General features: G+C 70.6%; 9 protein-coding genes and 1 pseudogene. 7 read left to right on the forward strand and 3 right to left on the reverse strand.

From position 1 onward, the window contains the following. The coding region (locus tag ACY45C_RS10930; RefSeq protein ID WP_462187509.1) for a nitrate- and nitrite sensing domain-containing protein at nt 1–859 on the reverse strand (859 nt) is incomplete at its 3' end. A gap of 549 nt (nt 860–1,408) precedes the next feature. On the opposite strand from ACY45C_RS10930, the gene guaA reads away from it, so the two are divergent. From guaA to pcrA, 4 genes are all read left to right on the forward strand, one after another. After that, a complete protein-coding gene (guaA, locus tag ACY45C_RS10935; protein ID WP_462187523.1) occupies nt 1,409–2,977 on the forward strand; it encodes a glutamine-hydrolyzing GMP synthase in 1,569 nt (522 codons plus the stop codon). A 232-nt stretch (nt 2,978–3,209) separates the two neighbouring features. Further along, entirely contained in the window at nt 3,210–4,346 is a 1,137-nt protein-coding gene (locus ACY45C_RS10940) for a threonine ammonia-lyase (RefSeq protein WP_462187510.1), read from the forward strand. Nucleotides 4,347–4,504: 158 nt separating this feature from the next. Continuing rightward, nucleotides 4,505–4,660 (forward strand): hypothetical protein, encoded by a 156-nt coding sequence (locus ACY45C_RS10945; protein WP_462187511.1) that lies wholly within the window; start codon nt 4,505–4,507, stop codon nt 4,658–4,660. After that, nucleotides 4,657–7,173 (forward strand): DNA helicase PcrA, encoded by a 2,517-nt coding sequence (pcrA, locus tag ACY45C_RS10950; RefSeq protein WP_462187513.1) that lies wholly within the window; start codon nt 4,657–4,659, stop codon nt 7,171–7,173. Before ACY45C_RS10945 ends, pcrA begins: the two co-directional genes overlap by 4 nt. A 381-nt stretch (nt 7,174–7,554) precedes the next feature. Here pcrA and ACY45C_RS10955 read toward each other — a convergent pair. Both ACY45C_RS10955 and ACY45C_RS10960 read right to left on the reverse strand, forming a co-directional pair. Continuing rightward, a pseudogene (locus tag ACY45C_RS10955) lies at nt 7,555–8,073 on the reverse strand (esterase/lipase family protein); the annotation flags it as partial. Between the two features lie 162 nt (nt 8,074–8,235). Next, on the reverse strand, nt 8,236–9,864 hold the full coding sequence (locus ACY45C_RS10960) for a carboxyl transferase domain-containing protein (protein ID WP_462187514.1): 1,629 nt from the start codon (nt 9,862–9,864) through the stop codon (nt 8,236–8,238). A 236-nt stretch (nt 9,865–10,100) separates the two neighbouring features. Here ACY45C_RS10960 and ACY45C_RS10965 point away from each other — a divergent pair, with 236 nt between their 5' ends. From ACY45C_RS10965 to ACY45C_RS10975, 3 genes are all read left to right on the forward strand, one after another. Continuing rightward, nucleotides 10,101–11,549, forward strand: coding sequence for a serine/threonine-protein kinase (locus tag ACY45C_RS10965; protein WP_462187516.1), 1,449 nt, complete (start codon nt 10,101–10,103; stop codon nt 11,547–11,549). A gap of 418 nt (nt 11,550–11,967) precedes the next feature. Then, complete coding sequence (gene sucC, locus ACY45C_RS10970; protein WP_462187517.1) at nt 11,968–13,134, forward strand: ADP-forming succinate--CoA ligase subunit beta; 1,167 nt, start codon at nt 11,968–11,970, stop codon at nt 13,132–13,134. Between the two features lie 25 nt (nt 13,135–13,159). Further along, a partial coding sequence (locus ACY45C_RS10975; protein ID WP_462187518.1) for a CoA-binding protein occupies nt 13,160–13,548 on the forward strand: 389 nt, incomplete at its 3' end.

A 13,548-nucleotide genomic window follows, 5' to 3' on the forward strand; every position in this document is an offset into this window, starting at 1 on the left:
CCGGTAGAGCGACGTTCTCGAGATCGTTGCGCTGGCGGCCCCGCTGGGTCTCGGCCGACAGGAACTCGCGATAGTCGTCTGCCGTGAGGACATGGTTCCCGTTGCGGGTGAGCAGGCCGTGGATAAGTGCCTGCTCCTCGGCGAGAAGCTCCGTCCCGGACATCAAGAAGTAGGCCGTGTTGACCCCGGCGTTGAGCTCCTGGTCGTCATTTCCCTGCGGGATCAGCCGGATCAGGTTGATCAGCGAGTTGATGATCGGCTGAAAGGCGGTCTCGACCGCCTTCCTGTCGATCAGCCTTTCGATCGTCTGCCGCTTGGCGGGCAGCGTGTCCATCCGGCTGCTGATGTCGTCGAGGGCGCGGCGTACCTCGCTGCCGAAGGATCCTCGCCGCTCGCTGGCAGCTGACTTGTACGCCTTGTAAGCTTCATCGACCGCCGCCCGGCGGGTGGGAATCGTGCTCCCGTCCCGGGCGCCGACGGGACCGCTGGCGATGAATCCGGTGCTGTAGGTGCGCTCGGCCTGCAGGGCGTGGACCAGCCCGGACGCCGAGCGGCTGATCTCGGTCAGGTCGGACATCCGGTTGACGTCCCGCGTGCTCGTCAGCACCGTACCCGCCTCGATGGACGAGTAGGCGAGGATCGCGATGACAGGCACGGCCAGAATCGCGATCAGCTTGGTGCGTACCCGCCAGTTGGTGGGGTTGGCGGCGGCGCGGTGAAGGCGCGCCAGTCCCGACCCGGCTGGGTTCGGTGGCGCGGCGAATCGACCATCGCGCTGCCCGCCGTCTTCGGCGTCCACGGGCGAACCCGGCGCCACTGTCGGCTCCGAGTCTGCGGCGATGCCCGTGCTGCTGGCCATCGGTTGTCTGCGCACGTACCTTCGCAACCTCTCCGCCAGCCTCCCGGAACAGGTCGTACCAGGATGGCTCGGTATCGGGCCCGGATGTCCCTTGTCAGGCACCATAGCGGTACGAAGTCGGCATCCGAAAGGCGCCCACCGTAAGCGCCTTGGTGGCTGCACGTCAGTTGTCGCTACTGCGCGCGGAGTCACCACTACCGTAACCGCCGGGGAAGGCCGGGGAAGGCCGACATCGGGCGTCACTGATGATCGAAGCGATTGTCGGGGTGAGTGAACCCGGCTGAAGACGCAAACTCGGCATCCTAGACATCTCCGACATGAGCCCTTACCGCCTTCGTGGCGGCGTCCGGCGTGCTTCGTCTGTTCCGGTGAAGGCCGTGGGAGATGGTTGGGCGCCTGGGCGGACCGGTGGGGTCGCCGTGTCCGTAGGCTTGCGGGGTGAGTGAGTTGCAGCGTAGCAGTGCTGGTCGCGGTGCGGAGCCGACGGATACCGGCGCGGTTCGGGATGTTCCGCGGTCCCCGGCGGACGGCCCCACCGGCCCGTCCGCGGTGGGGCATCCGGGCTATGACACCGTGCTGGTGATCGATTTCGGTGCCCAGTATGCCCAACTGATCGCCCGGCGCATACGCGAATGTCATGTGTATTCGGAGATCGTCCCGTGGGATATGTCGGTGGACGAGATCCTCGCCCGGCGTCCGTCCGCACTGATCCTTTCTGGCGGCCCGAAGTCCGTCTACTCGCCTGGCGCGCCCCGGGTGGATCCTGCGTTGTTCGCTACCGGAGTGCCTATTCTCGGTATCTGCTATGGCCATCAGGTCATGGCTCAGGCGCTTGACGGCGCCGTCGCGCGCACGGGAACCGCCGAGTACGGAGCAACTCGTCTGTCGGTGTCGGGTCCCGGGGTTCTCTTCGACGGTCTGCCCGTTGTCCAGCAGGTCTGGATGTCGCATGGCGACTCGGTGACCGCCGCGCCGCCCGGCTTCCGGGTGACGGCTTCCACACCGTCGGCCCCGGTCGCCGCCTTTGAGGACCCCGCGCGTCGTCTCTACGGCGTGCAGTTCCACCCGGAGGTGGTCCACAGCGAGCGAGGCATGGACGTGCTGCGGCACTTCCTGTTCGTGGGCGCGGGCTGCCGGCCCACCTGGACAATGATCAACATTGTTGACGAGGCTGTCGCGGCCGTCCGGGCCCAGGTCGGGACCGGACGGTTGATCTGCGGCCTGTCCGGCGGGGTGGACTCCGCGGTCGCTGCCGCGCTCGTGCACCGGGCGGTGGGAGACGCGCTCACCTGCGTCTTCGTCGATCATGGTTTGCTGCGGGCCGGCGAGGCGGAACAGGTCGAACGCGATTTCGTCGCGACCACCGGTGTGGATCTGGTCCATGTCAAGGCGGCCGACCGGTTTGCCGCCGCGCTGTCCGGAGTGACCGATCCGGAACGGAAGAGGAAGATTATCGGCCGCGAGTTCATCCGGGTCTTCGAGGAGTCCGCCCGCGAACTGGAGGCCCGGGCGGAGGCGGAGGGCGCGACGATCGACTTTCTCGTGCAGGGGACATTGTATCCCGATGTGATCGAATCCGGTTCGCCGACGGCCGCGAAGATCAAGTCTCATCACAACGTCGGCGGACTGCCCGAGGACCTGCGGTTCGGTCTGGTCGAGCCGCTTCGGACCCTGTTCAAGGACGAGGTCCGTCGGCTCGGCGAGGAGCTCGGGCTGCCCGAGGAGATCGTCTGGCGCCAGCCGTTCCCGGGCCCGGGCCTCGCCGTCCGCATCATCGGCGAGGTCACGCCCGAGCGGCTCGACGTGGTGCGGGCGGCCGACGCGGTGATCCGGGAGGAGATTCGCAAGGCCGGCCTGGACCGCGAGATCTGGCAGGTCTTCGCGGTGCTGCTCGCCGACGTGCGGTCGGTAGGCGTCCAGGGTGACGAGCGTACGTACGGCTTCCCGATCGTCCTGCGCGCGGTCACCAGCGAGGACGCGATGACCGCCGACTGGGCCCGGCTCCCCTACGGCCTGCTGGAACGCATCTCGAACCGGGTGGTCAACGAGGTGCCGCAGGTCAACCGGGTGGTGTACGACATCACCTCCAAGCCCCCCGGCACGATTGAGTGGGAGTGACGATCCCGGATCGGAGCGCGTGCCCGTCGGGCGACCCCCGCCGACGGGCACGTTTGACGTCCGGGCGGGACCGGAGCACCCTGGATGACGTGACCCCGCACGAGATGGCCATTACCTAGGCGCGCGACCGGTCATCGGGTCCGCGCCTCGCCCTTCCGCCTTGTCCTGGTGGGGGGCTTTTTTGTTGCCGCGGTCATGGTGGGGTGGCCGCTCAGCCGCCGGGAGATGCTCCATGACCGCAGCAGCCGCAGACGACCGATCGGTAGCCCCGGACGCCGAACTCTGGGCGTCGGACATCCGCGCCGCGGCCCGCGTCCTTGCCGGGGTGGCACGACAGACCAGAGTCGTCCGGGATCTCGGCCTGTCGGCGGCGATCGGTGCGCCCGTCTGGCTCAAGTGTGAGCACGAGCAGCACACCGGTTCGTTCAAGCTTCGGGGTGCCTACCACCGGGTGGCCACCGCGGATCCGGCGACGCGGGCCCGGGGGGTGGTGGCGGCCAGTGCCGGTAACCATGCCCAGGGAGTGGCCTTCGCGGCCGCGACCTTCGGCGTCGAGGCGACCATCTTCGTGCCGGTGGGGGCCAATCCGGTCAAAGTGGCGCGGACGCGCCGGTGGGGCGCCCGGGTCGAGAAGATACCCGGGGGGGTGGAGGCGGCGCTCGCGGCGGCCGCCGCCTTCGCCGCCCGGGGAGACCGGCTGCTGGTCCACCCATTCGACGACCCGACGGTGGTGGCCGGGCAGGGCACGATCGGCTTGGAGTTGCTCGATCAGGTGCCCGATCTCGGCACCGTTCTGGTCGGGGTGGGCGGCGGAGGACTGATCAGCGGGCTGGCTGCGGCGGTGCGGTCCCGGCGCCCCGATGTGCGAGTGGTCGGTGTGCAGTCCGTGCTGTCGTCGGCGTTCGCCGCGTCGCTGCGGGCTGGCCGGCGGCTCCCGGTGCCCCCCGGTGGGGTGGTGACGCCTGGTGCCGGAACACTGTGGGAAGCCGGGACGATTCCGGGCAGCCGGACGTCCGAACAGCCGACGGCGCCACGTTCGTCACGGGTGGTCTCGGCGTCGACCACGATCGCCGACGGTATGGCGGTGAACGCTCCCGGGGTTCTGACCTTCGCCCTTGCCGCACGCCTGGTGGACGAGATCGTCACGGTCGATGAGGCAGCGTTCTGGGAGGCGATGGTGTTGCTGCACCGGGCCGGCCACCAGGTGGAACCGGCCGGCGCCGCGGGGGTTGCGGCCTTGTTGCGTCAAGGTGATCTCGCGCAGGGCCCGACGGTGGCGATCCTGTCGGGCGGCAACATCGACCCGGGGGTGGCCAGCAGGGTGAAGGCGCTCGCGGCCATCCCGCCGAGCGCGTCGAGCACCGCGTGACCGCCTGACCGCGTGACCGCCGGTGGGCCGGGCGTTGACGCGGACCACGGCCATCGACGCCCCGCCCTCGCGCGCGGGGCGGGGCGGGAACGACGGACAATAGGCTGGTCAGCACGCGGGTCGACGACCACTGGGCGTGGACGCGTGATGGTCATGTGGTGGCACGGACGCGCGAGGACCGCGGCCGGGTGGGGCTGTCGGTGCATCTCGCGAACCACACCGCGAACCACACCGCGAACCGGGTCGTCGGGTACGATCCGGGCATGCCGCGGTCCGACCCGCTCGACGTCGAACGTACGATCGGAGTCCCATGAGCGGCTTTTTCGGCGATTCCCACGGCGGCGGATCCGGCATCGCCGGGTCGGTCGGGACGGATGTCCACGGCGGTGCGCACGTGCCCTACGACCTGTTCGGCCCAGCGGTGCTGGCGCCGCCGGTGGGCGGGGACGGGCCCGGTGACTCCTCCTCGCCGCGCCTGGATGCCGAGGGTCTGCTCGACGGGCTCAACCTGCAGCAGCGGGCGGCGGTGGTGCACATCGGAGCACCCCTGCTTGTCGTCGCGGGCGCGGGGTCCGGCAAGACGCGGGTGCTGGCCCACCGTATCGCGTACCTGCTGGCTGCCCGGGGGGTCCGGCCGGGGGAGATTCTGGCGATCACGTTCACCAACAAGGCCGCCAGCGAGATGCGCGAACGGGTCTCGGCACTGGTCGGTCCTCGGGCGCGGGCGATGTGGGTGAGCACCTTCCACTCGGCCTGCGTGCGCATCCTGAGGTCCGAGGCGAAGAGTCTCGGGTTCAGCTCGACCTTCTCCATCTACGACGCCGCCGACGCGCAGCGTCTGATCACTCTGGTCACCCGCGACCTCGATCTTGATCCCAAGCGGCATCCCGCCCGAGGTCTGGCGGCACAGATCAGCAACCTGAAGAACGAACTGATCGACTGGGAGGCCGCACGGGACCGGGCCACGAACCACCTCGAGCGGACCGTCGCCGAGGTCTACGCCGCTTATCAGCAGCGGCTGGCTCAGGCCAACGCCCTCGACTTCGACGATCTGATCATGACGACGGTGAACCTCCTCCAGGCGTTCCCCGACGTCGCTGAGCACTACCGGCGCCGCTTCCGACATGTGCTCGTGGACGAGTACCAGGACACCAACCACGCGCAGTACGTTTTGGTGCGCGAGCTCGTCGGTCAGCCGGCGTACTTCGGTGCCGGGTCCGCGCCGGTGGAGTCAGAGGAGCCAGCGGCCGGGTCGGATACCTGGGCCTCGGGCGCCGTCCCACCGGCGGAGCTGTGCGTGGTTGGCGACGCGGACCAGTCGATCTACGCCTTCCGCGGGGCGAACATCCGCAATATTGTGGAGTTCGAGGAGGACTTCCCGAACGCCGCGGTGATCCTGCTGGAACAGAACTACCGCTCCACCCAGACCATCCTCTCCGCCGCGAACGCGATGATCGCGCGTAACAACCAGCGCAAGGCCAAGCGGCTGTGGTCGGACGCCGGTGACGGTGAGAAGATCGTCGGATTCGCCGCCGACAACGAGCACGACGAGGCGGCCTTTGTCGCCGAGGAGGTCGACCGGCTCTCGGACGCGAAGCTCGCGCGGTCCGCCGACGTCGCGGTGTTCTACCGGACCAACGCCCAGAGCCGGGTGTTTGAGGAGATCTTTGTCCGGGTCGGGCTGCCCTACCGGGTGGTCGGCGGGGTGCGGTTCTACGAGCGCAAGGAGATCCGTGATCTCCTTGCCTACCTGCGGGTCCTCGTCAATCCCAGCGACACGGTGAACCTGCGTCGCATCCTGAACGTGCCTCGCCGCGGGATCGGCGAGCGGGCTGAGGCGGCCCTGGCGGGCTTCGCCGATGTCGAGCGGATCGGGTTCGCGCAGGCACTGGAGCGTGTCGACGAGGTGCCGGGGATCGCCGCGCGCTCGGCGAAGGCGGTGCGAGAGTTCACCGCGCTGCTCGCCGAGCTACGCACCATGGCGGCCGACGACCCGGTGGCCGTGGTCGAGGCGGTGCTTGAACGCACCGGCTACCTGTCGGAACTCCTCGCCGAGGACACCGTCGAGTCCCAGGGCCGGGTGGAAAACCTGCAGGAACTGGTCGGAGTGGTCCAGGAGTTCACCCAGCGGCTGCCCGAGGGCACGCTCGCGGAGTTCCTCGAGCAGGTCTCGCTCGTCGCCGACGCGGACCAGGTTCCGAGCGACGACGGTTCCGATGGCGTGGTCACCCTTATGACGCTGCACAGCGCCAAGGGCCTCGAGTTCCCCGTCGTCTTCCTCACCGGTCTCGAGGACGGCGTCTTCCCGCACCTGCGGACCTTGGGAGATCCCACCCAGCTCGAGGAGGAACGCCGGCTCGCCTATGTGGGCGTCACCCGGGCCCGGACCCGGCTCTACCTGACCCGCGCGGTGATGCGCAGCGCCTGGGGCCAACCGGCCTACAACCCGCCGTCGCGCTTCCTCGGCGAGGTGCCGGACACGCTGGTTGACTGGCGTCGGCTGGCCGATCCCCCGCCGGCGCCCGCGGGGACGTCCTGGGGTTCGTCTGGCGGGTTTGGGCCGGGCGCCACCCGCCGGGGCGCCGCCGACGCCCCGGCGGCGCGTAAACCGCTACCGAACTCGCCGTTCTCGGGCCGCGCGCGGCCGGCCGCGCGGGCCGTCCTGGAACTGCGCCAAGGCGACCGGGTGACCCATGACAGTTTCGGTCTCGGGGTTGTCGTCGCCACCGGCGGGGTCGGTGACTCCGCCGAGGCGACCATCGACTTCGGCGAGAACGCCGGCACGAAGCGCCTGCTCCTGCGGTACGCCCCCGTCGAGAAGCTCTGACGGTCCCGAGGGTCCCGACGGTCCGGGTCGCCGGGACCGTTCCGCTCGGGGGACCGGTCCCGGCCGGTCCGGCGCCCCGGCGAGGCAGCTCGCGACCAGGTGGGCAACCTTGCCGCTGAAGGCCAGAGAATGATGCCCGAGGCCCGGCACGGTGTGATTTTCGATGTCGAGATCGGGATGGTCGAGCGTCGCCTCGGTGGGCCGCACCACGCTGTCCAGCCCGGCGCCGATCGCGACGAACCGGGTCCGGCAGCCGGGGGCGGGTGCGGCGAGTTCGCGTAGGAGCGCCGATCCCGGCCGTAGCTGGGTGACGAGCCGGTACGGCACCGACCGGGGGACAAGCCCGGCGAGACGGGTGCCGGAATGAGGCGTCGCGAGAGTGATCAGCGTGTCCACGTACTGATCGCCCCCGAGTTGCTGCACGTAGTAACGGGCCACCAGCCCGCCGAGTGAATGGGCGACGATGTGCACGCGCTGCCTGCCGCTGTCCGCCATGGCGGCGTGCACGGACGCGGCGAGTCGGAGCGCCGCTTCCTGCACCGTCGGTACGAGCAGCGGCAGCTCCACCGTGCGCACCCGGCGGAAACCGCGGCGGCGCAGCGACCGGCCCAACCGGGTGAACACGGACCGGTTGTCGATCAGGCCGTGGATCAGCAGGATCGGGGTGCCTGCCGCGTCGGGAGCGTTGACCAGCAGGCTGCGGTGCAGGGGGGAGAGGGCGCTCAGTGAGTAGGGCTCGTGCTCGCGCGGGCGCTGCCGGCGCAGCGCACTCGCCGGGTAGAGGGCGAGGTGGGTGGCGATCCAGGCCGCTTCCACGGCGAGCCCGCGGGCATTCACCGGGGTCGTGCGCAGGCCGACGAGGACCGACCGCCCTGGAGCGGCGACGTTGGCTGCGGCCACGGCCCGCCTCAGGCGGGCCGTGGCCGCAGCCAACGATGGCAGTATCTGCTCGCCGATGGCCCGCTCGCCTTCCCTCGCCGTACCATCCGTGCCGCCAGCCGTGGTGCTCGCCCCCCAGGTCGGCAGATATCCCGGTGACCAAGTAAAGACCGGAGAGAAATACTACAGACTGTTAGGTAGCCCTGTCGACCATCGAGCCTGCCGCCGGCGCAGCCGATCGCCCTGGTCCTCCCGGCTCAGGGATGCGAGCAGCGATGCAGCGTCGCGCGCCGTCTCGGCCGCGGTGGTGGCGGACAGGAGCCGATCGGCGAATCCCAGCGCGTTTAGGTCGGTCGGCCGTAGCCCGGAGACGTTTGCGGCCCGCTCGACCGGTACCCGCAGCGTGACGGCGGTGCCCTCCGGGGAGAGCGCGGTGAAGTAACTGTCCGGGGTCATGGCCACGATGTCGGTGACCGCCGCGGCGAGAGCCCCGCCGGAGCCGCCCTCACCCAACACGATCGACAGCGTCGGCGAGGGGCAGGCCAACACCGCGGCCATCGCGTCCCCGATCGCCGCCGCGATGCCCGCGGCCTCGGCGTCCGCGTCGTTCGCCGCGCCGGGCGTGTCGACCAGGGTCACGAGACCAATCCCCAGCTTCCCCGCGAGCCGGGCGGCGCGGACCAACAACCGGTACCCGGCCGGCCCCGGGGCGTCGCCGCGACGGGCCCCGACAGCTACAACCACCGCACGCATCGGCCCTCCCCGCCCCGCAGCCCCCGCGACGTCGTCCAGGAGCACCCCCACACCGGCCACGACCCGGGGATCCGGCCCGACCAGGTCGACGCCGTCGGGAAGCAGCGTCTGCAGCACCTCGATGCCGTCCGGTCGGATGCCGTCCCTGGCCGCCCGCACCTGCGCCCACCCGGAGCGCGCGGCGACGTGTTCAGCCCCCGGCGCAGGTCCGTCGGACCCGGTTCGGGTGTCCGGATCGTCGGGCGGGACGGGGAGGGTGGTCTCGTCGTCGGCTTGTGACGGGCCGCCGTCCGATCCGTCTGCCAGGTCGCCTCCGTCTGCCAGGTCGCCCGATCCGCCCGGAGTGGTTTGGCCGTCCGGGCTGGTCCGGGTACCTGGACCAGCCCGGCTCTCCCGATCTGGTAGACCCGCCAGGCCGGTCAGGGCCCGCCGCAGCCACGCCTGGACCGCCCTGGGCGCCGCCGCCGCGTCGACCAGCCCGGCGGCGTACGCCGAGCCTGCGGTGTAGCTGCCCGGAGACGGGGCGGTGCCGGTGACCGCCGCGACCACCCGAGGCCCGGCGAAGCCGACCGTCGCCCCGCGTACCGCGCACCGAAGGTCCGCGCGGGAGCCGATCGTCACCCAGATACCACCGGTGGTGGGCTGGTCCGCGACGGCGATGTGACCGACCCCCGCCGCGTCCAGCGCGGCGAGCGCCAGTGCGGCTCGGGGCAGTCCGACGAGTCCGGCGACCCCTTCCTGCAAGCGGGTGCCACCGCTGCGCAGGAACGACACCAGGGGACGGCGGCTGGCTGCGGCCGCGGTGGCGGCCTCGGCGAACCCATGTGCGTCCCGCTCGCCAAAGCTTCCCCCGTAAACCGTGAAATCCCAGACCGCGACCACGGCAGGGATGCCGGCCACCGCGCCCTCGCCCCAGCGCAGAGCCGGTCGACCGTCGTAGTCGGGCCAGCCCAGTCGGTTGACGGCCGCGGCCGTGGCGGGCCGCAGGGTGATGCCTGCGAGCAGGGCGGCGCGCCAGTCGGCGGTCGTCTCCTGGCCCGGCCGGGTGTCGCTGTCCACGCCTGCATTTTCGCGCCCGGGGCCGACCGGATGCCCGTCGTCGCGGCCATGGTGTCGTGGAACACGGACGGGCACTCCCCGCCGGCGGGTGGCCGGCGGGTGCTCGCGGGCCCGCACGCCTGCGACGCACCGCGCCTTCGGCCGATGGCGGCCGGGGACATACTCTTTCACCCACAGCCCCCTGGGCGGGTGGGAACCCGGATCGAACCTGCTGCACCGGTGCAGCGAGGGAAGCGATGCTCACACCGCTGATGGAGGACGATCCTCGCCAAATCGGCCCGTACCGTCTGCAGAACCGGATCGGTGCCGGCGGGATGGGGACCGTGTATCTCGGTTTCGCCCCGGATCGGCGTCCCGTTGCGGTGAAGGTCGCTGCCGAGGACCTCGCCGAGGACGAGGAGTTCCGCAGCCGCTTCGAACGTGAGGTGCGGGCGGCGCTGCGCGTGCGAGGCACGGCGGTGGCCGCCGTGCTCGACGCCGACACCGAGGCCGCGGCGCCGTGGATGGTCACCGAGTACGTCGAGGGGACCAGCCTGGCCGAGGCTGTCCGGGCCCGCGGTCGGCTGGAGGACCACCTCGTCCGGGGTCTCGCCGTCGGCCTCGCCGACGCGCTGGTCGCCATCCACGCCGCCGGTGTCGTCCATCGTGATCTCAAACCGTCCAACATCCTGCTGGCCTGGGACGGGCCCAAGGTGATCGACTTCGGGATCGCGCACCTGACCGACAGCGCCACGCTGACCCGCACCGGTCATGTGATCGGCACGTTGGCCTGGATGTCACCGGAACAGATGCGCGGCGAGCCGTCGGACGCCTCAGCGGACGTCTTTGCCTGGGCGAGCTGCATGACGTACGCGGCGACGGGGCGGCATCCCTTCCATGCCGAGACGCCGGACCTGCTTGCCGTCCGGGTACAGCGGGACTCTCCCGATCACCACGCGCTCCCCGGATACCTGCTCAACCTGGTCGCGAGGGCGCTGTCCAAGGCCCCGCGGGAGCGGCCGGACGCCGCCTCGCTGCTGGCCGCGCTGGTAGGCCGGGAGGTGCGTGGGGTCACCGAGGCCGACCCGTCCGGTGGCTGGGCGCCGGACGTGCAGGGACCGGGCCCGGCACCTGGCCTGTGGCCGGTCGGACCGCCGCCACCCGCGTCGGCCTTTCGGCCCGCCGTGCTATTACCCCCCGCGGCACCGCCGCGACCGGTCTCCCCGCGACCGGTCTCCCCGCCACCGTCGGGAGCGGTTTTCCCGGGGAAGTGGGCGGATCAGGCGCCCGCGGAGCGTCGGGGCGCGACCGCCGCCGCGGACGTGGCGTCCGATCCGGGACGGTCGGAGGTGACCTATCGCCCCAGCGACCCGACTCCACCGGCGCGTCCTCCCGATCCGTCGGCCTTCCCGCCAGCGGGTCGACCGGCTGCGCTGCGGGTCGGGCTGTGGACCGACGCTCGGCGGGCCGAGGCGCCGCGGCGCCGGCACTGGAACAGCGGCGCGATGCTGTCGGTTCTCTTGGCGGTACTCTGGATCTTCGGGATTGGCAGTGCCGCGGCTGTCGTAGTGGGACTGGTCGCGCGGGTTCGGATCCGCCGCCGGGATGAGCGTGGCGCCACGGTGGCGGCCGTCGGTATCGGCCTGGGTTGGCTCGGGATCGGACTAGCGATGATCTTGATCGTCGTTATCCTGAAATTCGTCTGACTGGTCCGGAGGGGCTGGCCACGATCGGTGTTTCTTCCATGTGATTTCCGACATAATGAGGGTCTTAACTTTCGTGACGTCGGACACGGGACGGCGTAGGGCAGGTCCCGTCGGTCACGCTCAGCGGCTCCCGGCGGACCCGCGCTCTGAGGACGGTGGGGCGGAAGCCGCCCTCGGCGCGGTGGGTGTCCACACTCATTTGTCCTGTATCTGTCCTGTATCGACCTGCCGGGGCCCCGGACCGGGTCGAGGGATGCGCCGGATCGGCCCGTTCGATCCCACCCGTGGGCCGCCGGCGACGGCGGTGTGGTGCACAGCGCGTGGCGCGCGCTGTAACGCCCTCGTCAGTAGGCTCGCAGGCGTTCTGTGCAGCTCTACGTATCCCAACCCGTAACGACCGCATCCGACTGGACGGACCGTGGATCTTTTCGAATACCAGGCGAAGAAGCTGTTCGCCGAACATGGCGTACCGGTGCCCACCGGGAAGACCGCGACCACCCCCGAGGAGGCCCGCGCGATCGCCACCGAGCTCGGTGGCAAGGTCGTCGTCAAGGCGCAGGTCAAGACCGGAGGCCGGGGCAAGGCCGGTGGCGTCAAGGTAGCCGACGGGCCGGATGCCGCCTTCGCGAAGGCGACAGCGATCCTCGGCATGGACATCAAGGGCCACACAGTCCACTCGGTGCTCGTCGAGGAAGCCAGCAACATCGCCGAGGAGTACTACGCATCCTTCCTGCTGGACCGGGCGAACCGCACCTTCCTCGCCATGGCCTCCCGGGAGGGCGGCATGGAGATCGAGGAGGTGGCGGCGACCAAGCCGGAGGCGCTGGCCCGGATCGCGATCGACCCGCTCAGGGGAGTCGACGCGGCCAAGGCGCGCGAGATCGCGGTCACGGCGAAGCTGCCCGAGGCGGCTCTGGACGGCGCGAGCGAGCTGCTGGCCAAGCTCTGGACCGTGTTCCTCAAGTCGGACGCCACCCTCGTCGAAGTCAACCCGCTGATCCTCACCGGTGACGGTCGGGTCGTCGCCCTCGATGGCAAGGTCAGCTTGGACGACAACGCCGACTTCCGCCACCCGGAGCACGAGGCGTTCGTCGACGTGGCCGCGGTGGACCCGCTGGAGCAGAAGGCCAAGGAGAAGGGCCTCAACTACGTCAAGCTCGAGGGTGAGGTCGGGATCATCGGAAATGGTGCCGGCCTGGTCATGTCCACCCTCGACGTGGTGACCTACGCCGGGGAGGAGTTCGGCAGCAAGCGCCCGGCGAACTTCCTCGACATCGGCGGCGGCGCGTCCGCCGAGGTCATGGCAAACGGTCTGTCGATCATCCTTGGTGACCCGGCGGTCAAGAGCGTCTTCGTCAACATCTTCGGTGGCATCACCTCCTGCGACGCGGTGGCCAACGGCATCGTGCAGGCCCTGAAGATCGTCGGCGACGTCAGCACCCCGCTGGTGGTGCGCCTCGACGGCAACAACGCCGAGGAGGGCCGCCGCATCCTGGCCGAGGCGAACCTGCCGGTGGTCAAGCCGGTCGACACGATGGACGGCGCGGCGAAGCTCGCCGCCGAGCTCGCCGCGGCCGCGGCCTGACCTGGGCGAAGGGGATTGCGAACCGATGGCTATCTGGCTTGACGAGAACAGCCGGGTGGTGGTGCAGGGCATCACCGGCTCGGAGGGCAGCAAGCACACCCGCCGCATGCTCGCCGCGGGCACGAACGTCGTCGCCGGCGTGAACGCGCGCAAGGTGGGCCAGCAGGTCGAGGGCGTGCCGGTGTTCGGCTCCGTCGCCGATGCGATGGCGCAGACCGGCGCCAACGCCTCGGTGATCTTCGTTCCGCCCGCGTTCACCAAGGACGCGGCGATCGAGGCGATCGACGCGGCGATCCCGCTCGCGGTGGTCATCACCGAGGGCGTGCCGATCCACGACACGACCGAGTTCTTCGCCTACTCCCAGTACAAGGCGACGACGCGGATCATCGGGCCGAACTGCCCGGGTATCGCGAG

Source organism: Frankia sp. CcWB2 (assembly GCF_977927585.1).

Bases quoted from the DNA above. Each gene is read 5' to 3' on its own strand.
- ACY45C_RS10940 (WP_462187510.1), top strand. From the start codon at position 3,210: ATGACCGCAGCAGCCGCAGACGACCGATCGGTAGCCCCGGACGCCGAA.
- pcrA (WP_462187513.1), top strand. From the start codon at position 4,657: ATGAGCGGCTTTTTCGGCGATTCCCACGGCGGCGGATCCGGCATCGCC.
- ACY45C_RS10965 (WP_462187516.1), top strand. From the start codon at position 10,101: ATGCTCACACCGCTGATGGAGGACGATCCTCGCCAAATCGGCCCGTAC.